At 46.7% G+C, this 20,906-nt stretch carries 17 protein-coding genes; 7 read left to right on the top strand and 10 right to left on the bottom strand.

What is annotated here, in order from left to right:
* Nucleotides 1-118: 118 nt before the first annotated feature.
* The 3 genes from tkt (at nt 119) to TOL_RS15260 (ending at nt 5,432) form a co-directional block, all read left to right on the top strand.
* Nucleotides 119-2,107 carry a transketolase gene (gene tkt, locus TOL_RS15250; protein WP_015488265.1) on the top strand — a complete coding sequence of 663 codons (1,989 nt, stop codon included), beginning with the start codon at nt 119-121 and terminating at the stop codon, nt 2,105-2,107.
* A gap of 146 nt (nt 2,108-2,253) precedes the next feature.
* A complete protein-coding gene (locus tag TOL_RS15255) occupies nt 2,254-4,221 on the top strand; it encodes a thrombospondin type 3 repeat-containing protein (RefSeq protein ID WP_015488266.1) in 1,968 nt (655 codons plus the stop codon).
* Between the two features lie 248 nt (nt 4,222-4,469).
* Entirely contained in the window at nt 4,470-5,432 is a 963-nt protein-coding gene (locus tag TOL_RS15260) for a substrate-binding domain-containing protein (protein ID WP_015488267.1), read from the top strand.
* A gap of 6 nt (nt 5,433-5,438) precedes the next feature.
* Here the strand turns inward: TOL_RS15260 and TOL_RS15265 are convergent, their stop codons facing one another.
* Nucleotides 5,439-6,335, bottom strand: coding sequence for an RluA family pseudouridine synthase (locus TOL_RS15265; protein WP_015488268.1), 897 nt, complete (start codon nt 6,333-6,335; stop codon nt 5,439-5,441).
* 288 nt (nt 6,336-6,623) lie between these two features.
* Between TOL_RS15265 and TOL_RS15270 the strand changes: the two genes are divergently transcribed.
* The gene (locus TOL_RS15270; protein WP_015488269.1) at nt 6,624-7,517 is read left to right on the top strand and encodes an alpha/beta fold hydrolase; all 894 of its coding nucleotides are present in this window, start codon (nt 6,624-6,626) and stop codon (nt 7,515-7,517) included.
* Between the two features lie 7 nt (nt 7,518-7,524).
* Here TOL_RS15270 and TOL_RS15275 read toward each other — a convergent pair whose 3' ends face one another.
* On the bottom strand, nt 7,525-9,162 hold the full coding sequence (locus TOL_RS15275; protein WP_015488270.1) for an alkaline phosphatase D family protein: 1,638 nt from the start codon (nt 9,160-9,162) through the stop codon (nt 7,525-7,527).
* 245 nt (nt 9,163-9,407) lie between these two features.
* Between TOL_RS15275 and TOL_RS15280 the strand changes: the two genes are divergently transcribed.
* The gene (locus TOL_RS15280) at nt 9,408-10,370 is read left to right on the top strand and encodes an alpha/beta fold hydrolase (protein WP_015488272.1); all 963 of its coding nucleotides are present in this window, start codon (nt 9,408-9,410) and stop codon (nt 10,368-10,370) included.
* A gap of 37 nt (nt 10,371-10,407) precedes the next feature.
* Here TOL_RS15280 and TOL_RS19445 read toward each other — a convergent pair whose 3' ends face one another.
* From TOL_RS19445 to TOL_RS15290, 3 genes are all read right to left on the bottom strand, one after another.
* Nucleotides 10,408-10,536, bottom strand: a complete 129-nt coding sequence (locus tag TOL_RS19445; RefSeq protein WP_015488273.1) for a hypothetical protein — start codon at nt 10,534-10,536, stop codon at nt 10,408-10,410.
* Nucleotides 10,537-10,680: 144 nt separating this feature from the next.
* Nucleotides 10,681-11,103 (bottom strand): DUF6691 family protein, encoded by a 423-nt coding sequence (locus tag TOL_RS15285; protein ID WP_015488274.1) that lies wholly within the window; start codon nt 11,101-11,103, stop codon nt 10,681-10,683.
* Nucleotides 11,100-11,510, bottom strand: coding sequence for a YeeE/YedE family protein (locus TOL_RS15290; RefSeq protein ID WP_015488275.1), 411 nt, complete (start codon nt 11,508-11,510; stop codon nt 11,100-11,102). Before TOL_RS15290 ends, TOL_RS15285 begins: the two co-directional genes overlap by 4 nt.
* A 167-nt stretch (nt 11,511-11,677) precedes the next feature.
* Here TOL_RS15290 and TOL_RS15295 point away from each other — a divergent pair, with 167 nt between their 5' ends.
* On the top strand, nt 11,678-13,060 hold the full coding sequence (locus TOL_RS15295; RefSeq protein WP_015488276.1) for a leucyl aminopeptidase family protein: 1,383 nt from the start codon (nt 11,678-11,680) through the stop codon (nt 13,058-13,060).
* Nucleotides 13,061-13,120: 60 nt separating this feature from the next.
* Here TOL_RS15295 and TOL_RS15300 read toward each other — a convergent pair whose 3' ends face one another.
* The 4 genes from TOL_RS15300 to TOL_RS15315 form a co-directional block, all read right to left on the bottom strand.
* Nucleotides 13,121-14,008: a hypothetical protein gene (locus TOL_RS15300; protein ID WP_015488277.1), complete on the bottom strand. Its 888-nt coding sequence runs from the start codon at nt 14,006-14,008 to the stop codon at nt 13,121-13,123.
* Nucleotides 14,009-14,474: 466 nt separating this feature from the next.
* Nucleotides 14,475-15,143: a carbonic anhydrase gene (locus TOL_RS15305; protein WP_015488278.1), complete on the bottom strand. Its 669-nt coding sequence runs from the start codon at nt 15,141-15,143 to the stop codon at nt 14,475-14,477.
* Nucleotides 15,144-15,268: 125 nt separating this feature from the next.
* On the bottom strand, nt 15,269-17,077 hold the full coding sequence (gene oadA, locus TOL_RS15310) for a sodium-extruding oxaloacetate decarboxylase subunit alpha (RefSeq protein ID WP_015488279.1): 1,809 nt from the start codon (nt 17,075-17,077) through the stop codon (nt 15,269-15,271).
* Nucleotides 17,078-17,094: 17 nt separating this feature from the next.
* Entirely contained in the window at nt 17,095-18,510 is a 1,416-nt protein-coding gene (locus tag TOL_RS15315) for an acetyl-CoA carboxylase biotin carboxylase subunit (protein ID WP_015488280.1), read from the bottom strand.
* Nucleotides 18,511-18,638: 128 nt separating this feature from the next.
* Between TOL_RS15315 and TOL_RS15320 the strand changes: the two genes are divergently transcribed.
* Nucleotides 18,639-19,598, top strand: coding sequence for a LysR family transcriptional regulator (locus TOL_RS15320; RefSeq protein WP_015488281.1), 960 nt, complete (start codon nt 18,639-18,641; stop codon nt 19,596-19,598).
* A 15-nt stretch (nt 19,599-19,613) separates the two neighbouring features.
* On the opposite strand, the gene TOL_RS15325 is transcribed toward TOL_RS15320, so the two are convergent.
* Nucleotides 19,614-20,828 (bottom strand): oxygenase MpaB family protein, encoded by a 1,215-nt coding sequence (locus TOL_RS15325; protein WP_041588528.1) that lies wholly within the window; start codon nt 20,826-20,828, stop codon nt 19,614-19,616.
* Nucleotides 20,829-20,906 lie beyond the last annotated feature (78 nt).

The raw sequence follows: 20,906 nt of genomic DNA on the forward strand, positions 1-20,906 counted from the left end.
CGGCGTTGCCGTCACTGACAATCTGCGAGACAATGCCGCCCAAATTTTCTGTCTAGCGGTTGTCACAAACCACCGTTAGTCTAAAGCCGCATTTTAACTGTGATCTAGGAGTCGTTACATGACTACCCGTACCGAACTGGCTAACGCCATCCGCGCACTTAGCATGGACGCCGTACAGAAGGCTAAATCTGGCCACCCTGGCGCCCCAATGGGCATGGCTGACATCGCCGAAGTGCTATGGAACGACTACCTCCAGCACAACCCTGAAAATCCAGAATGGGCTGATCGCGACCGTTTTATTCTATCTAACGGTCACGGCTCAATGCTGATTTACTCTCTGCTGCATTTGAGTGGTTACGACCTTAGCATCGACGACCTGAAAAACTTCCGTCAGCTGCACTCTAAAACACCGGGTCACCCAGAATACGGCTACGCACCAGGTATCGAGACCACTACCGGTCCTTTAGGTCAAGGCATTGCCAACGGTGTTGGTATGGCACTGGCGGAAAAAGTATTAGCGGCACAGTTCAACCGCGAAGGTCATGACGTCGTTGATCACAACACCTATGTATTTATGGGTGATGGCTGCATGATGGAAGGTATCTCTCACGAAGCATGCTCACTGGCCGGTACGTTAGGGCTAGGCAAATTAATCGCGTTCTATGACGACAACGGCATCTCAATTGATGGCGAAGTTGAAGGTTGGTTTACCGACGATACCGTTAAGCGTTTTGAAGCTTACGGCTGGCAAGTAATTCCGCGCGTTAACGGTCACGACTCGGATGAAATCAAACAAGCCATTGAAACCGCTCGCGCTAACAGCGATCAACCGACGTTAATCTGCTGCAAAACCATTATTGGTTTTGGTTCACCGAATAAAGAAGGCAAAGAAGATTGCCATGGTGCGCCACTAGGCGACGACGAAATTGCGTTAACGCGCGAACGTTTAGGTTGGAAGCATGGCGCCTTTGAAATTCCAGAAAACGTATACGCAGGTTGGAGCGCGAAAGAAAAAGGCGCAAAAGCTGAACAAACTTGGAATGCTAAATTTGATGCCTACGCCAAAGCGTATCCCGAATTAGCGGCTGAATTTAAGCGTCGCGTTAATAGCGAACTACCCGCGGATTTCTCTGCCAAAGCGCAAGCCTATATCGAAGAATGCCAAGCCAAAGGTGAAGTCATCGCAAGCCGTAAAGCATCGCAAAATACCTTGAATGCTTTCGGCCCACTACTTCCAGAATTTTTAGGCGGCTCAGCCGACTTGGCTGGCTCAAACCTGACCTTATGGAAAGGTTGTGAAGGCGTAAGTGCTAACGATGCAGCTGGCAACTATGTTTTCTACGGCGTACGTGAATTCGCTATGAGTGCCATGATGAATGGTATTGCTCTGCACCGTGGCTTTGTTCCATACGGCGCTACCTTCCTGATGTTTATGGAATATGCACGTAACGCCGTGCGCATGGCAGCACTAATGAAGCAACGCGCTATCTTCGTATACACCCACGATTCCATTGGCTTAGGCGAAGACGGCCCAACCCACCAGCCAGTAGAACAAGTTGCTAGCTTACGTTACACCCCGAATCTGCAAACTTGGCGTCCATGCGATACCGTTGAATCCGCAGTGTCTTGGAAAGCAGCGATCGAACGCACCGACGGCCCAAGCGCCCTCATCTTCTCGCGTCAGAACCTAGCGCACCAAACTCGTGATGCACAGCAAGTTGCAAACATCACCAAGGGGGGCTACATCCTGAAAGATTGCGCCGGCACACCAGACGCTATCATCATGGCAACAGGCTCCGAAGTCCAGTTGGCGGTCGAGGCTGCCGAGAAACTCACTGGTAAGAATATCCGTGTGGTTTCAATGCCATGTGCAGAACTCTTCTCTGCGCAAGACGCTGCCTACCGCGAAGCCGTATTACCGGCGGCGGTCAGCGCACGCGTTGCGGTTGAAGCACTGCACAAAGATTACTGGTACAAGTTCGTTGGTCTAAACGGCGCTGTGATTGGTATGGAAACCTTCGGTGAATCTGCACCAGCAGGCGACCTGATGAAACACTTCAACATCACCACCGAAGCGGTAGTTGAAGCAGTTAGCGGCCTGCTCTGATACAAGAGACAGCGCAGAAAAAACCGGGCCTAGTGCCCGGTTTTTTTATTCCTGTATACTGCTTCTTAGACCAATAAGGCCAGCACGATTGTGCACCCATGACTCCTGCACGATAGGGCCAGTACATAAACAAGGAACGTTGCTAAATGCCGACTCGCATTATTTCACCCCCTCTAAAAACCGGTATTTTCACGGCATTAGCCACTGCACTGATCACCATTGCGCCTTATTCAATGGCAATTACCGACTTTGATGGCGATAGCATTGCAGATATCGATGATAATTGCGTATCCCTCAGTAACACCGATCAGTTAAATTCAGATAATGATAGCTTTGGTGATGTTTGTGATGACGATGACGACGATGATGGTATTTCCGACGATTTGGAAGCCACATTAAATACCGATCCGAAAACGCCGACGGATGCGACCGAAGATTTTGACGGCGACGGCTACAATAATCTTATTGAAGTATTACTAGGCTCATCACCAACCGATTCAGAATCCATTCCTGCGACCACCGATGACCTTGTCATTGATTTTAACAGTGGCCGATCAGACTGGGTGTTGGCGACGCCGAGTCAGTTGTGGGCGCTTGACGATACCGGTGACGTTGGCAGCAAGAGCTATCAAACCCTAATGATCCCAAGCGTCATCTATGACGAACCCTACTTCGGTGATATTGACGAAACTATCACAAGCCAATTTACTGTTGCGCTTAATAACGCGTCTGCTGGCGTATTAAATATAGTTTTTTTAGAACACCATGATAACGATCCTTTTGCTGCTGTACCGTTCACAGTCAACGTAATAGTTGATGGGACAGAAGCATCGCTAGACGGGCTCTCATACAAAAGCCAAAGCTGGTTACACCATTACCCTTTAACCAGTGGCCCTCATCTAGTTACCATCGTATTTACCATTGAATTCAGTGATTACAAGCAAACTTACGCATCACTCAATGTCGATGCCATTGCCTTCGGACAAGATGCCGACAACGACGGTATTGTTAACCTATTAGATAACTGCCCATACCAATACAAGGAAGATCAAACCGATTCCGACGGTGACGGCCTCGGTGATCTCTGCGATTACGGCGATGCCGATACCGACAGTGATGGTGTCGCCGACATTGATGACAACTGCCCCCTAGTCTACAACCCTTATCAAGAAAACTATGAAGACAGCAGCCTACCCTTTATAGATAGCTGGGGCGATGCCTGCGATACCGACGATGACCAAGATGGCTTGTCTGACGCCCTCGAAGCGACGATAGAATCAAGAGATCCACGCTACCGCGAAAATTTCTATGCAGATTCTGACGGCGACGGAGCGGTCGATGTATATGAATGGAATATCGGCACTGATCCTTTCGTTTATAACGAATTCACAACGATTGATATTACCCAGTATTTTCCTCTTGGAAATATCGAATACACCTATGAGGCTTTTTCTGATTACGGTGGCACTCCATCTCTACATGATATTTTGACTGGCAATATTGAAGCGTTAGGAAATAATCAATTTCACGACGATTCGGTAGGAATAATCGGCTTAAATACACGGGATTATGAAATCCGCGAAGACGGTATTTATATCACCCAACTCGGGTATGATGGCGAAATTACCTATCCTGATGGATTAAAATATTTACCTTTTGAAATGCAGGAAGGCGAAAGCTTTTATTCTGAAACCACAGCACAATATCATTTTTCGAGATCAGAAAGCCCCCGAGACTACACGGAACACAACTTAATCATAATGCTCGACAAAGGCGTGATGGAGTTTAATGGCCAGCAAGTTAATTACATCACCCTGTTCGATGGCGAAAGAAATTTTCGCTTTCTAGAGGGCATAGGCCGCTATGGCATGGAATCACTGCATATTATTAGTGCCAATACGGATGACCGTGTCGATATCAAACAAATTGCAGCAGACATCGCTGAAAGCAGCCAAACACCAGAAATTCCAGAGCCAGTAACCGAACTGACAGTAGAACCCAAAAGTAGCTCTGGCGGCGGTGGCAGCCTATCGCCATTCTGGCTACTCATCGCTTGTATAAGCGTCGTCTTCCGACAGCGCTATTTTTACGCCAGACGATTCCAACCAATATAGGTACCTCATCGTCTTCCTAGAGTATAAAAAGCCGAGAATAACTCAGTTTTTTATACTCCAAATATCCGCTCAATAGTGGCGTACTTAGACTAAGCTTAAAAGCGGTATTTGAGAGCGATTTTCATTTATCTAGCAATGCAATTCTACGACTGCTAACCTGTTAATCGCTTTGATTTAGTACAGGCTTAGAATTCACAATGTTATCTAGGATCAGCGCCACCACACTGCAGCTTTGCGCAGGACTACTAATGAATTCAATAGTAGTCGCTGAAGGTATGCATTTTGCCCTAGTCGGTAAAAGTATTGATGACCAAAACTTCATCGATGCCGCTCAGGGATGCCAAGAAGCCGCCGCATTAAATGCCGACACTTGCGTTTTACTGGGAGGACACGGAGATTCCAATGCCCACCTACAATACAATGCCATCGAGACAGCACTCGCCTCTCGCCAATACGATGCCATTGCGATTTCTGTAACTAAGTCAGAATTTATCGCTCAAGCGATTAGTCAGGCACGTATTCCTATTTTAACCTTTGATTCACCGTTCAGTGGTGTCGACAAAGTACTTAGTCGTGGCTATGTCGGTGCAGATAACGTGGCTTTCGGACAAGAACTCGCCCTAATGGCACAAGAACTCAAGCCTAACGGCGGTTGCATCTGTTTAATGACGGTAAACCATGACCCCAATCTTGCCGACCGAATCTTAGCCGTACGACGCACTCTAAGCGGTCAAAAAAGCTTTTTGGATGGTCAACGGTTACAAGGTGAAGGTGGCTGGTACGAGCCTGAACGTTGCCCATGGAACTCTGGCGATAATGTTGAACGTACTATGACGCAACTCAGCAATACCTTTAATGGTATTGGTTCTGATGTATTTCTATCTGTGGGCGCTTGGCCAATGAATGATATCGATGCCTTCCGGGATACGGTAGAAATCTATAACAACGAACTAAAGACGCATAAAAAGATTATTATTATTGGCGTCGGCAAAATATTGCCTAGCTATAAAGCATTATTAAAAGAGCACTTGGTACACGCCTACGTAAGCATCGACTTCTTCGAAATGGGTAGAGAAACCTACCGGAATATGAAAAAAGCGGCAAATGGCGAAAGTATTGCGAAAACAACCTATACCAAAAATGAAATCGTACGCTCAAATTCAATTTTGGAAAATACCACTAAAAAAGCGGCAACCCCGATCGACAAGTAATATCTATTACTTCAACTCGATGATCTGAATGCTGTCTTTTTCGATACATAACTCTAAACGTACTGCTTTCAGCAAATGATGCTCGCTGCCCAATATTCGAAAGTCTTCTGCAGTTAATGGGCCTTGAAAGCGCTTCAAATAATATAGGCCATCAAATGCATAAATCTTATCGCCAACAATGGGATACCCAAGATAGGCTAAATGCGCGCGAATTTGATGTTTTTTACCGGTAAATAATCGACATTCTACGAGCGTCCTAGCACCATCGTTACGAATAACTTGAAAATGGGTTTTACTAAACTTCGAATTTTTATAATCAGTAACGCCATTCTCAACGACATACATGCGACTGCGAATAGCGCTGTCTTCGCGTTCAGATATCTCACATTCTAACGTCATTTCATTCCACGATGGCCGACCAAACACCCAAGCATGATAAATTTTACCTTGCATTAGGCGCTCAAAATTCTTCTTCCATTTTTTATCCGCGTAAGAATTTTTCGCCAATAAAATAAGACCTGATGTTTCTGTATCTAAGCGATGTAATAACTGTGCTTGCGTCCACGGACTATGGCGACGAACAAGAGAAATTAACGTACCGTATAAATTTCGCGTCGTGCGACTAACCGGCAACAACGGCGGCTTGTATATCGCCAGTAATTCGTGATTTTCCCAGACGGTCGTCCAGTTAGTATTAACAGGGTCTTCGCCATGATTTGAAATTTCAACACAGAGGCGATCGTGAGTCTGTAATACATAATGAGCCGAAATTAATATCTGCTTAATCTCTGCATGATTATCTTCGCTAACCTTAAGCCAAACTCTTTCGTCGGCGAAGTATTGAGCTAATTCGTCTAGATTTAGCCGCGGAAAATGTGGTGCTATATAATCAATGGCCGTCATACCTGCATGCGATTCAAAAACGCTAAACCCCAATTGATATGATGCATGCTCGCTTAGCGAGTCAAACGTTACCAATTTAAGCCGAACCGCAAACAAAAAATGAGAGGTAAGATCCTAGACATAATGTCACTTTTGCATAGTAAAACGGCTTTGATTGTATCACTTTCGATTCCACGCCCCCTATTTGATTGAAAAATACGCAAATAGACCGAATTTCGGCCGGATAATCCCTTATCTTAATTGCATTATCCGTAGACAATAGTCGCCATCATCAAATGAGGTTGAATTATGTTCCAGCGAGCCTTGGCGTCGTTATCCGAAGAGCGTTTCGCGATCCCCTTAGAGGAAATCAAACAACGCCATGAATTACCCGACTCGAAGTATCTAGAGTTGCAGGGGATGAAGATTCATTACCGTGATGTCGGCCAAGGTCCTGTATTGCTTTTACTCCATGGTATGTTTTCGTCTCTGCATACTTGGAACGATTGGAGCGACATTCTCAGCAAGCACTTCCGTGTCATCTGTTTAGATAATCCAAACTATGGTCTTACCGGCCCACATCCAAAAGGCGTGTACAAACACATGTACAGTGACTTTTTGAATGAGTTCACTGATGCACTGGGGGTAGAAACCTGCATGGTAGCCGGAAACTCGCTCGGTGGTTGGATGACCTGGGACTTTGCAGCACGCTATCCACATAAAGTGAGTAAGTTTGTGTTATTGGATGCTGCTGGTTTCTTTTTTATTCCACCTGCGACTATCTCGTCGCTGGCTGTGCCCTTTGCTGGATGGTCGGCGTCGCGAATGAAAATCCCGCGCAAGGCTTTGTATGGTTCAGTACGCTCTCTCTACGGCCAGCCAGATCGCATTAAAAAAGAACAATTAGAATGCTACTACGACATGATGATGCGCCCAGGAAACCGGGCCTCAGCCGCTCGTGTTGTGCGTTACATTCGTAATAATGTGGGTTTTGATACGCGCCCACTGAAAAATATTACTCAGCCAGCATTGATCATGTGGGGCAAGCAAGATGCATGGATTCCAGTTGCTCATGCGCATCGCTTTGCCAAGGCAATTCCAAACGCTCGTACGGTGATTTACGATAATTGCGGACACATGCCAATGGAAGAAATTCCAGAGCAAAGTGCTGCCGACTGCCTAGCATTTTTGTTAGAAAAATAATCGCTTTTTAACGTGATGCTTGTGCGGCGATCATACCATCGACACCTTGGTTGTCTGGTCGCCGCCATTCCCGCAAGTAGGCAAATTCACCAGAAAAACTCGGTATATCGGCAAAGTCTTGTTGCTTAGGTGCTGTAATCTCTGGAGCCACAATAAATGTCGCTTCGCCTGCTGGAATCTGTAATGCACGCAAACAATCACTGCGATATTTATAATTATCGACCTGATCGACGACCCACCATTCAGCCTGCATACGCTCATGGGTAATATCTAACAGCACATAGCCACGATAATAAAAATCAACAAATTCAAGATGTGGTAGTAAGGCTTCTAACGAAGACGCTGCTAATTTTGCTTGCGCATACTGGGTAATCCCTGGTGAGGTCACCCCCGGCGTCACTAGCTCAACCCCTAATGCCGGTGTCGGAAAATCAGCAAATGGATCATCATGTAAGGTCATTGCCCAACTCGAATGAATATCGCCGGTTAATACCACCCAGTTTTCAACATTTGCGGCGCGAACACTGTCGAATAAGCGCTGCCTTGCCGCGGGGTATCCGTCCCATTGATCGTAATTAAAAGGACGGTCATTGGTACCAAGCTGCGCCACCATGACCTGTTGGCCCATGACTTTCCAACGTACTCCTTGCTGCTGCGCGGCTTGCAAACACTCACTTAACCATTGCTCTTGAGGATGGCCCAACAAGGTTCGGTCGCTGCGGTTACGTTCCTCCAAGGTTTCAGCTTGGGCATCACGTCCTGCGAGGCGAGTATCCAACATGTTTAAATCGAGTAAATCACCAAAACGAACATTGCGATAAACCCCCTGTTGATTAACGGGTTCACGCACCGGCATCCATTCAAAATAGGCTTGAACAGCTCCTGCTAAACGATCCTGCCATACACCTTCGGTCGCTTCATCGTGATTACCTGCACCGCCTAGCCATGCGTTATTAGCAACTTCATGATCATCCCAAATAATGTAGAAACCATGCTGACGATGTACTTGTTGTAAATCACGATCACTCTTGTAGCAAGCATGGCGTGCACGATAATCAGCCAGAGTAATGGCCTCTCTAGCAGGCTCATGCACACGTCCGCTTGTTAGGCTTTCTTCGAGGTTAGCATATTCATAAATGTAATCACCGAGATGCAAAATAGCATCGAGATCAGTACGCGCGGCTAAATCGCGATAAACATTAAAATAACCTTGGGCAAAGTTAGAACAGGAGGTAAATGCAATACGTAGATGCTCGCATGAACCTTCTGGCAAAGTGCGAGTTCGCCCTGTGTCCGACCACTGACCTAAAGCTTCAAAAGCATAAAAATACGTGGTGTTTGCTTGCAAGCCATCGACATCAATCTTAACCGTAAAATCGCGACTAGAATCCGTAACTCCGTAGGCATCGACGACCCTGTTTTTCAAATCTTGATCCAAAGCGACGACATAGCGAAAGCCAACACTGGCGGCATCATGATCGGAAGATATTCGAGTCCATAATATGACTCGGTCGGTTAGAGCATCGCCACTTGCCACGCCATGACGAAATGGAAATCCGCGACGCGATGACGGTAAACGAAACAAGGGCGCGAGCAATGTACTACCAGCGCTATCCAACAAAAACTCACGACGCGAAAGAGGCATTGGCCAGCGTCCACTGTAGACCTTTGATGGAATGCTAGTTAATCCGATCGGTATGACAGCGCCGTGGCAGGAGTCTGACAATATGATTGCCGTCTGCTTACAGACAAATGACAAAGTACTACGTAATCCTGACCCAATCGCACCTAGTCAGCCAACACACGCACAGGCATGCTAAGTCAAATCTTGCAGGAACAGGCCACTTCCTAAGCTTGTTTTACCAATAACAACAACGATGGAGCTCCAATATGTCTTCTTCTCAACCCTCTTTATTCGCACGCACACTGCGTTATATGGGTATGACGACCCTTGACCAGCAAACAATGCGCGCCACCTATGCCAATGAAGACTCTAAGTTCTTTCCTTGTGACGGCAACGAGATTCATTATCGCGTTGAAGGACGTACAGATTCCGATGCACCTGTGCTGGTTATGCTGCATGGCATTATGGCGTCACTGCACACTTGGGACGGTTGGGTTAAAGAACTAAAAGAAGACTACAAGATTGTTCGTATCGACGTTCCCGCCTTCGGCCTAACCGGTGCGATTGCCAATGGCCGTTACGAAGTCGAGCGTATTGGTGACAAGATCAATGCTTTGTTAGAGCACCTAAAACTGGAACACTTCAGCTTGGTAGGTAGTTCGTTGGGCGGATATATTTCTTGGGAACTTGCGGCCAAGCACCCAAGTAAAGTTGATAGCCTAATACTGCTAGATGCTGCCGGTTATCCCATGCCGTTGCCTTGGTTAATGAAGCTCCTCACCACACCAATTCTGCGTCACGCGATTGTCTTAGGCACCCCACGTTTTATGGTGAATATCACCCTTGGAGATGTCTATGGGGATCGCTCGAAAATAACCGATAGTGCCGTTCAGTATTACCACGACATGATGTTAGCCCGAGGCAACCGCCAATCATTAATTCGCCTATTTGAAGAGCTAGAACACATGACAGCAGAGCGCGTTAAGCAAGTAAAAGCGCCTACGTTGATTATGTGGGGTAATAAAGATCGCTGGATTCCACCTGCGAATGCCAAACTTTTCGCACGCGATATACCCGGATCAGAAGTAATTATGTACCCAGGTGTTGGCCATATTCCGATGGAAGAAATTCCAGAGCAATCAGCAGCCGATGCACATCAGTTCTTAAGCCGTGTGCTGGTAAAACCCGCAGTTTCTAAGCCCAAAAAAGAAGCCGTTAGCGCTAGCTAAGCGAGTATGGCCGTGCTTATGTAGAGCACGGCCATCGTTATCCTTCACAGGCGACAACCTCTTCCGGCATTGCCGACTCCGCCAGCAATACCACCGCAAACACAACTGCAGACCAAAGCGATTCTGGCGTTATTGATAATACATATAGGTCGATAGCTGATTTCATATAATAACCCCTCTTTGTTAGCGTTAAACTATTAAACGCGCAGAGGACTTATTGTTGAAATGATATATTTCTTACGACTCGATTATAGAAAACTATAACGATGGCCAAGCCTTGCAGTAGAAAACAAGGCTCAGTCATGAGAACTTATTTCTGCTGCACCGGCCCAACCAACCAATGTGCCAAGCGATTCCCCACTAATAGGGCAGCAACAAAAATCAGAATACTAGGATCAAATGCGAACAAGTCGACCAATGCAGGCCCCGGACACAATCCTACTAACCCCCAACCAATCCCAAATAATACAGCGCCAGAAACTAAACGAAGATCAATTCGGCTAATGCTTGGGGTATGAAATGCACTGGAAAACCAAGGCTGTTTTTTGCCTAAGCTCACACGATATACCAAAGCAAAAATAACCACAGCTGACCCCATTACTGCCAGCAACTCAGGTCGCCAGTTTCCTGCTATATCTAAAAATGCTCGTACTTTTTCCGGATCATTCATACCGGATAGTAATAATCCTAAGCCAAATATTAGGCCACTTAACAAAGCAACTAGATGGCTCACAAATCACCTCCTAAAACGCGCATCAACCAAACAGTGATAATCCCCGACACCATAAAAACAACCGTCGCAATAGTAGAGCGCACCGATAAACGCCCCATACCGCAAACGCCATGACCACTGGTACAGCCGTTACCCACATAGGTACCAAAACCAACAAATAAACCGGCAACAATCAGCAAAGGCACATTAGAGGTAATATGAATTGGAGCAGCTAAACCGAAAAGCTGAAATAAGGGATAAGCCAGCACCAACCCCAATAAAAAGAAGATTGCCCAATGACGCTGAGTTTCGCGCAATAAAAATAGGCTCGACAATACGCCGGTCATACCACTGATACGACCAATACCTAGCCATAACAGTCCTGCAGCTAGGCCGATAAGCGCCCCGCCTGCAAATTCATTAACCATATCACCCTCGCTTCAGCACCGTCAGGGGCTTTAGGTATGTATCAAAAAAGTGGGCAATGTTACCGCAAATACCGGTTAGCGTCAGTGACCTTAAGGTAGCTGTTTTGTGACGCACTAATGTCACCTATACTGAGCGCAGTGTTTATATTTATTAGGATATTGTTTTTATGTCAGTGCGCGCTGCAATAACAACCCAGTTGATCCATGGCCAACAAGGCATTCCACTCAGCCTTATTGAAAAAGCAGACTACGAACGCTGGCTAGCAGAGCAATCAGCCAGTACCAGTAACTGGCTCAAAAACTCTGGCTACAAAGGCAGTGGCACCGCCCTTATTCCCGCCGCCGACGGGGCGCTAGGACAAGTAGTATTTGCCTGTGAATCGCTTGACGATTTTTTTGCATGCGGACAGTTGGCAAGCACCCTTCCTGCTGGAATCTACACGCCGGATCGCGCCTTCGATACCAACCAATTAACGGCTATCGCTTTCTCATGGGGAGTTGGCGCCTACCGCTTTGATCGCTACACAGAAAAAGCCAGTGCCGAAGCACTTTTAGCCCTACCCGATGCGCTGGCAATTGCTGAGGCCGAGCGCCTTATCGAAGGTACCTTCCGCGTCCGCGACCTAATTAATACCCCTGCCGCCGATATGATGCCGCAAGATCTTTCGGCACAGGTTAAAGCGCTCGCAGACGAATTTAACGCCGACTTTGATGAAATTGTCGGTGATGCTTTACTGCAAGAAAATTACCCTATGATTCACGCCGTGGGTCGCGCCAGTGCTCACGCTCCACGTCTCTTGGATTTACACTGGGGCGATGAAAATCATCCTAAGGTTACCTTAGTGGGTAAGGGAATTTGCTTTGATACCGGTGGCTTAAATTTAAAGCCGGGCGAAGCCATGCGTTATATGAAAAAAGATATGGGCGGCGCAGCACACACGGTTGGGCTTGCTTACCTTATTATGGCTGCCAATCTCCCTGTACGTTTGCGTTTGTTAATTCCTGCCGCAGACAATGCCGTTAGTAGCGATTCGTTTCGCCCAGGTGATGTATTAAATACCCGTAAAGGATTAACAGTAGAAATTGATAACACCGATGCCGAAGGGCGTTTAGTCTTATGCGATGCGCTCGCTGAAGGCGCAAGCGAAAAACCGGAATTAATGATCGATTTTGCAACATTAACCGGCGCTTGCCGTGTTGCTCTAGGTACAGAATTACCCGGATTTTTTACCAATCAGCAGCAATTAGCAGGAGACCTGATGCAGGTTGGTGAACAAGTCAGTGATCCGGTCTGGAACTTACCTCTGCACAAAGCTTATAAAGATGCATTAAAAAGTGATATTGCTGATTTAGTTAATTCCGTGCCAACGCCATTTGGTGGAGCCATTACTGCGGCCCTGTATCTTGAAGCCTTTGTCGATAACACGCCATGGGTACACTTTGATGTGATGGCGTGGAATCGTCGCTCACTACCTGGCCGCCCCGTTGGCGGCGAGGCGATGGGCCTACGTGCAATGTTTAATTACCTACGCAATCGTTTCGCTGATTAACGATCAGGTATAAAAAAACCCGCTATTAGCGGGTTTTTTACAAACAATAGCGCCTCTTAATTAAGCAGCATTATTACCTGTGGTGTTTGCTACGATTTCACGTTGTTCAATTTCAGACAAAGTGATTTCTACGGTTTCTGGCTTGTGATTAACCACAGCAGAACTCGCTTGTTTCTTAGCATTGCGATTGCCCTTTTTGAACAAGGTACGACGCATATCCAGCAGTACACGACCAAACGTGCTCCAGCTCAGTGAGCCAGCGCAAGCCATTTCACTACCATTCATCCAATCTGGATTACACTTTTCGAAGAAAGCAATCTTAGGAACCTGACGTTCTTTATCGGTAATTGGCGTTACGAAATCCGACAAGGCACAGGCATCATCGCCAAACTCAACCAAACCATTTTCGCGGTTTAATTTTCCCGGAAACAAAGTATCCGCGGCAGCAAAAGCAACTTTTTTAAGATGCGCATTTTCACCGTCAATATTAGGATAATAATCATAAAAATTATTAGCCAAAATTAAATAGGTGCGATAACCCATCGAGATAAGAAACCAATTTAATTCGATAAACGGATGCTTTAAACGCTCAGCCAATATCCAACGGAAGAAAGACTGAGGGAACGCAGGATTACCCCAATATTCTTTTGCCATAACAGTATCACCGCTAAATAGCATACGTACTTGCTTGCCATCGACTTCAGTCAAAAAAGAAACTGCGGTAGAAAAACCGACTACTTTGCCGTCAGTTACTCGCTTAGCAATATGCACACCCGTCTTCTTGGACAAGTCTGCCATAAATGTTTCAAACGGCGTATTTTGATAGTACACACTAAATAACTTGTACATGCCGATGCAATCGTCAACGCTGACGTTTTCACGCTTTACATAGCGCATCTTAATTGGCGGCAATTTTTTCGCTGGAGTATTCGATTTTTCGTTAGACATTTGCAGCACTCCTGTCCTGACCCAAGGGTGGTCGGTTTATTCTTTTATTATAATTATGGTGCAAAACTATCAGAACAGGACCGTGCTTCAGAAATAGTACGAATTTCTCGGACGACAAAAATAAGAAGGGAACAACATTTATTAGCGTATCGACTACAAGCCTCAGAAGACTTTACTGACTAACTAACGACGCACGTTGTTTTTCTTATTATTTAATTGTGTTCGATATTTCTACTAATTTAGCCCAAACCAGCTCAAGCGGTAAGATCGGCTTTGCGGTCTTTCCTGATCTGTGTCTATGACACCGTCATCACCAATGCGATCCCTTGCATCTGCAGATAATCTACTGCTGAGTCAATCGTAATATGACTCTTGGTAATGAGCTGTTGATGATACGCTCAAAAAGAGCACAGCCAATAGACTATTCGAGCCACGGCCGCCTTGGCTTGAATAGTCTTATTTTTACTTAGCTTTTGTAGGACAATCTAGAAATATCGTCGCGATAGTGCTCATCAAAATCGGTAAATGCATCGCTATGTTGATCACAGCAACGAATGCGTCCCGACTCGATATTGTAGACCCAGCCATGTATTTGCACCTTTTTGGTCGCCAACTTAGCTGCGACAATAGGATGGGTACGCATATGCTGAACCTGTTGCAATACGTTCTCTTCAATCGCTTCGTTCAAATGCTCTGGAGCCAAACAAGCACCGCTTTCAATGCCATTACGCTCCCGCACAATCTCCATGGCCGAACGACAGTGACCTAGCCATTCTTTTACATGAGGCAAACCCTTTAGCGCGCTCAGATCCATCGCGCCCTTGATCGCACCACAATCGGTATGTCCACAAACAATAATATGACGCACACCTAATACGGCTACTGCATATTCGATAGATGCTGTCATGCCGCCGGTTTCATTGCTGTGCGGCGGGATGATATTGCCGGCATTGCGACAGATGAAGAGATCACCAGGATCAGAGCCCGTCAGAAGATTGGGGTCAATGCGAGAATCGGAACAGGTAATGAACAAGATATCTGGATCTTGACCACCCGCCAGTGTGCCAAATAAATCTTTGCGTTCAGGGTATATATTCTGGCGAAAATGCAGTACGCCCTTGATGACATTATCCACGATCAATCCTCATATAAGTACGCGTAGCATAAGGCATTACAGTTTCAGGGCGAAGCCTTAGAGATGACATCTCCAACAATATTTAGCGGCTTGGCATAAGTTGCGCAAGCCGCACTGAATAAAGCTTAGGCTGTGATTTCAATCAGGATTTCGCCAGGGGTGACGCGATCTCCTTTTTGAATGTGAACCGCACTAACAGTGCCTGCAATATTGGCGTGTACTTCACTTTCCATCTTCATGGCCTCGGTCACCATAACCGCTTGGCCCGCTTTAACCACATCGCCCACTTTTACCAATACATCCACGACATTACCCGGCATAGCAGGTGTCACGTGGCCAGGCTCAGTCGCACGACCACGTCCACTACCCACTTTTCCTTCGTATTGATTCAATGGCTCGAAGATTACCTCTTCAGGCATACCATCCATGGATAAATACAACTTACGACGACCAGACCCAGTTTCACCGACGCCCGTTACGGCAATTTCGTAAGTTTCGCCATGCACATCAATTAAGAATTCAGTGGCCACCGAAGTGCCCATCTTACCTTTCGCTACGGCCTCGACTGGCATTAACTCTTCTGGCTTCAAGGTACCATCTGCACGCTGTTGTAAAAACTCACGCCCTAAGTCTGGGAACATGGCAAAGGTCAGCACGTCTTCTTCGGAAAGCGCTAATGCCCCAATATCAGCACGCAACTTCTCTAGCTCTGGCAAGAGTAAATCCGCAGGACGTCCCTCTAAAACCTCTTCATTACCGATGGCTTTTTTCAGTAACTCCGCGCTTACCGCGGCAGGCGCATGGCCGTAGCCGCCTTGTAAGTAACGTTTTACTTCATTGGTGATGGTTTTATAGCGCTGCCCCGCCAGCACGTTGTAAACCGCTTGGGTACCAACAATTTGCGATGTAGGCGTTACCAACGGAGGAAAACCTAGATCTTCACGTACGCGTGGAATTTCGGCAAATACGTCGCGAATTTTATCTAATGCATTTTGTTCTTTTAGCTGGTTCGCTAAATTCGACATCATTCCGCCCGGTACTTGGCTAATCTGCACCGAAACATCTTCACGAGTGAATTCGCTCTCAAACTGGTGATACTTTTTACGCACTTCGCGGAAATAATCGGCAATTTCGCCCAGCAAGACCAAATCAAGCCCAGTATCGTAATCCGTACCTTTTAATGCCGCGACCTGAGATTCAGTGGCTGGATGACTTGTACCTGACGAGAATGACGAAATCGCGGTATCAATGCGATCGGCACCTGCTTCAATCGCCTTCATTTGACACAAAGGTGCCAAGCCAGAAGTCGAATGACTATGAACAACTAAAGGCAAATTTACTTCTGCTTTAATTGCCTTGACCAAGTCATAGGTACCGTAAGGTGTCAGTAAGCCCGCCATGTCTTTAATGGCAATAGAATCTGCCCCCATGGCTTGCATGTCTTTCGCTTGCTGCACGAATAAGGCCGCAGTGTGCACTGGGCTTGTGGTGTAACAAATCACACCTTGAGCATGCTTACCGGCTTTTTTAACCGCTTTCATTGCTGTTTCGATGTTACGCATATCGTTGAGTGCATCGAATACACGGAACACATCAATGCCGTTATCCGCGGCTTTTTGCACAAATGCTTCGACCACGTCATCAGCGTAATGGCGATAACCCAATAAATTTTGACCGCGCAGCAACATTTGCAAGCGGGTATTTGGCAGAGCTTTACGCAACTGACGTAAACGCTCCCAAGGATCTTCTTTCAAAAAGCGCACACAGGCATCAAACGTAGCGCCGCCCCATACTTCCAAAGACCAATAGCCCACTTGATCAAGCTTTTCGCAAATCGGCAGCATATCTTCCGTGCGTAAACGCGTAGCGATTAATGACTGGTGGGCGTCACGTAAAACAACATCGGTTACTTCAATTTTCTTTGCGTTAGTCATGTGTTTTCTCCTGTGACTTACCAACCCGCATGGGCTGCAATGGCAGTGGCAATGGCCAAAGCAACTTCGCTTGGATGACGTTTATCTGAGTAATTCATTAATTCGGGGTGGCTTGGTACGAAGCTGGTATCAAACTCGCCCTTTTTGAAATCAGGGTGCTGTAAAATTTGCTGATAATAATTTGCGGTAGTTTTAATGCCGTGCAAGCGCATGTCATCAAGGGCGCGCTGACCACGAGCAATGACCTCATCCCACGTCAGTGCCCACACCACCAGTTTTAAACACATGGAATCGAAATACGGCGGTATTTCGTATCCGGTATAAATGGCCGTATCAACCCGTACGCCCGGCCCACCCGGTGCGTAATAATGGCTGATACGACCAAAGCTTGGTAAAAAGTCGTTCTTCGGATCTTCCGCATTAATACGAAACTGCAGAGCATAGCCGCGATATTGAATATCCTCTTGGCGATAACTAAGCGGTAATCCTGCAGCAATGCGTAACTGCTCACGCACAATATCAACACCAGTAATGGCTTCAGTAATGGTGTGTTCAACCTGTACACGAGTATTCATTTCCATGAAGTACACTTCGTTACCGGTTAATAGAAACTCAACCGTACCCGCATTCTCATAACCAACCGCTTCCGCGGCTTTTACCGCTAAGCCACCGATATATTGTCGTTGCTCTGGAGTCAGTTGCGGGCTAGGGGCGATTTCGATCAGTTTTTGGTTACGGCGTTGGATGGAGCAATCACGTTCGAATAAATGCACGACGTTACCGTGACTATCGCCGAGAATTTGCACCTCAATATGACGCGGATTAACGATGCACTTTTCCATAAAGACATCGGCCGAACCGAAGGCTTTGGTGGCTTCAGAAATTACTCGCGGGTACTGAGATTTTAATTCTTCAGGCGTATCACAACGACGAATGCCACGACCGCCACCACCGGATGTCGCTTTCAACATAACGGGGTAACCAATTTCACCCGCTAACTTTAACGCCTCATCGAGATCGGCTAAGTTGCCATCAGAGCCGGGAGTGATAGGCACACCCGCTGCACGCATACTGTCACGTGCTTGGGTTTTGTCGCCCATTTTATGAATCACATCCGATGCGGGGCCGATAAAAATAACGCCCTTTTCCTCGCACAGGCGCGCAAAATTTTGATTTTCAGATAAAAAACCATAACCCGGATGAATGGCATCACAGCCGGTTTCTACCGCTAGATTGACGATACGCGCTGGATCTAAGTAACCCGCAATAGGATCTTCGCCCAAGGAATAGGACTCATCAGCGCGCTTCACATGCAAGCCATAACGATCAGGTTCGGTATAGATGGCCACCGAGCGCACACCGGCTTCGGCACAGGCCCGCACGATACGTACGGCAATCTCACCACGGTTAGCGATTAGTACTTTTTTCAACATGGGGCGGCCCTTTTCTGCGGACTTGAAAACTGACCTAACAGTAGACCAGTCGAAACCAAAGTAATAATTGATATTTCTTAGCCTATCTATAACCTACAACTTATAGATAAGCTTTAGAATCGATTAAAATGCCATTATCCGTACAAAAAATAGCCAGCAGACTCACATTTCGCCAGCTACAGGTATTTAAGGCAGTTTATGATTTGTCGAGCTACAGCCAAGCAGGTGAACTATTAGGATTAACCCAGCCCGCCGTGAGTAGTCAGATCAGACAGATCGAGCAAGCACTGGGCACGCCGCTATTTGAGTACGTTGGCCGTAAGCTATACACCACAGCGGCTGCAGAACGCCTATACCTAGCCGTGGTGAGTATTTTTAGCACTTTAAAACACTTACAAACGGATCTGGCTGCATTACAAGGAAAAGTGGCGGGAGAATTAAAGCTGGTTGCAGTTAATACTGCTCAATACGTCGTGCCCTACTTACTTAGAGCTTTCCTTAACCTCCATCCAGATATTAATGTCAGCGTAAAAGTTGTTAACCGCGCCACTGCGGTCAAACGACTCAGCGAAAACAGCGATGACTTAGTTATTATGGGGATGGTACCCGACGAAAAACCGTTAACGTCACTCCCTTTTCTCGATAATGAACTGGTTCCGGTTGTACCAACAGGACATCCTCTACTGAAACAGAACGTGGTAACACCACAAGAGTTTTTAGATAGCCAACTATTGCTACGCGAATCCGGATCAGGGAGTCGCTTAGCTCTGGAGCTACATTGCCAAGATAAGCGCTTCAAAATGCCTAAAGGCATGGAGTTAGGATCAAATGATGCGGTAAAACATGCCGTACTTGCAGGCCTTGGCGTGGCTGTTCTCCCTAAACTTAGCATCTTGCCAGAACTAGAACTGGGAACGCTCGTTATCCCTAATGTGCAGGGCTTCCCCTTGCGTCGCAGCTGGTGTGTGGTGTATCCCGCGGCCAAACACCCGACCCCAGCCATGCGCGCATTTATTGAATATATTCAGCAAAACATTAAACAATTCGAACGAATGTTTTTGCGCAATTCACAGCCATCTAAAGCATAACAACGGCCAAGCAGCTCATACTTCCATCCGTTTCAGCTCAGCTGGCTGAGCACCAAAACCAACTTTGAGTTGTTGCAGCTGACGGTAGCGTCCGATTTTGCCTTTTACATTCTTAAGTGCAGGGATGGCCAGCGCCAATAAACAATAAGTCATATTCAATGGAGCATATAACAAGGGATACCAAGGCAAGATGTAAGATGGCAAGCCCAGCGCTTTCATGCCTCGCGGTCCGACGGCTAAACGTGTCATGCTGAGATGAATTTGCTTTTCGATACGACGCCGTAGCCAAGGAAATACACGATAGTGACGTTCAAGTGGCTCATCCATTAATGCCCGCCCTAGAACACGACTACTCTCATCCGCAGTTGGTTGACTCAAAATATTCCGATACAGAGCAACTCGGCCACTCTCCTCAGAGTGACTCAGTAGTGCTTCATCGACTCCCATTAGCCAGCCGATATAACGCCAAAGGTGCATAACCGACTCCGCCTCTTCCTTCGTGAATATACAGCCAAGCAAACGACAACCAATTAAGAACACGGTTGAAAAGCCTAAATAAGTCGCCTGCATATCAACCTGATTAATCGGTAAGCCGTAATAACTGGCGTCCCATTCCGACTTGGCTGCAACGTGACGTCGAACCATGGCATGGATAGCACGCACCTTCAATGTAGAGCGAAAGCCGGCTCCATCAATGTTCAACGCATCTGAACCTGTGCAATCTATCCACCATTTCGTTGTTTCAGCTATACGTCGCGGAGCACCCTTTTCCAGCGTGCCTGTTATCACCAAAGTATGATTAATTGCACCAGCCTGATAGCCAGCCATTAAGCCGAAATCACGCAGAACCCGCATACCAATTTTGCCCGTGCGCGCAATGACGTCCGTCGCCAGAGTCAGCTGCTTATGATCAAGCCACTTTGGCGCTGTTGTAACGGCCTGCATGAAAGCCAACAACGGCCCCGGCAGTTGGGAATCTATCGGAACGACACCATCAACAACTTGGTAGAACAGCTTGCGTCTATTAGCTGCATCTTCAGCCAGCATCCAAGCCACCAAGTCATCTGCTAGCGGATCGCCATCATTCAGCTTACGCCCCAAGGTAAACCAGTCCACATCACTCGGTTCAACTACCTCGATATTCCGCAAAAACAGCGTCATCGGCTGTAAAACAGTGTATGCGGCCTGTTTGTTTGCGCCATGGCGGCTCGGTATTGTTTGGCTTTTCATAAGAATACGACCTTAATGGTACTTTATAGTACCAATTTAATGACGAACCTTTGGTACTGTAAAGTACCAATCTTGAGA

Source organism: Thalassolituus oleivorans MIL-1 (assembly GCF_000355675.1).
Classification (GTDB): Bacteria; Pseudomonadota; Gammaproteobacteria; order Pseudomonadales; family Oceanobacteraceae; genus Thalassolituus; species Thalassolituus oleivorans.

Bases quoted from the DNA above. Each gene is read 5' to 3' on its own strand.
- tkt (WP_015488265.1), top strand. From the start codon at position 119: ATGACTACCCGTACCGAACTGGCTAACGCCATCCGCGCACTTAGCATG.
- TOL_RS15290 (WP_015488275.1), bottom strand. From the start codon at position 11,510: ATGGTTAATGAATTTGCAGGCGGGGCGCTTATCGGCCTAGCTGCAGGA.
- TOL_RS15280 (WP_015488272.1), top strand. From the start codon at position 9,408: ATGTCTTCTTCTCAACCCTCTTTATTCGCACGCACACTGCGTTATATG.
- TOL_RS15260 (WP_015488267.1), top strand. From the start codon at position 4,470: ATGAATTCAATAGTAGTCGCTGAAGGTATGCATTTTGCCCTAGTCGGT.
- TOL_RS15275 (WP_015488270.1), bottom strand. From the start codon at position 9,162: ATGCCTCTTTCGCGTCGTGAGTTTTTGTTGGATAGCGCTGGTAGTACA.
- oadA (WP_015488279.1), bottom strand. From the start codon at position 17,077: ATGACTAACGCAAAGAAAATTGAAGTAACCGATGTTGTTTTACGTGAC.
- TOL_RS15295 (WP_015488276.1), top strand. From the start codon at position 11,678: ATGTCAGTGCGCGCTGCAATAACAACCCAGTTGATCCATGGCCAACAA.
- TOL_RS19445 (WP_015488273.1), bottom strand. From the start codon at position 10,536: ATGAAATCAGCTATCGACCTATATGTATTATCAATAACGCCAGAATCG.
- TOL_RS15255 (WP_015488266.1), top strand. From the start codon at position 2,254: ATGCCGACTCGCATTATTTCACCCCCTCTAAAAACCGGTATTTTCACG.
- TOL_RS15300 (WP_015488277.1), bottom strand. From the start codon at position 14,008: ATGTCTAACGAAAAATCGAATACTCCAGCGAAAAAATTGCCGCCAATT.
- TOL_RS15315 (WP_015488280.1), bottom strand. From the start codon at position 18,510: ATGTTGAAAAAAGTACTAATCGCTAACCGTGGTGAGATTGCCGTACGT.
- TOL_RS15270 (WP_015488269.1), top strand. From the start codon at position 6,624: ATGTTCCAGCGAGCCTTGGCGTCGTTATCCGAAGAGCGTTTCGCGATC.
- TOL_RS15265 (WP_015488268.1), bottom strand. From the start codon at position 6,335: ATGACGGCCATTGATTATATAGCACCACATTTTCCGCGGCTAAATCTA.
- TOL_RS15325 (WP_041588528.1), bottom strand. From the start codon at position 20,828: ATGAAAAGCCAAACAATACCGAGCCGCCATGGCGCAAACAAACAGGCC.
- TOL_RS15320 (WP_015488281.1), top strand. From the start codon at position 18,639: ATGCCATTATCCGTACAAAAAATAGCCAGCAGACTCACATTTCGCCAG.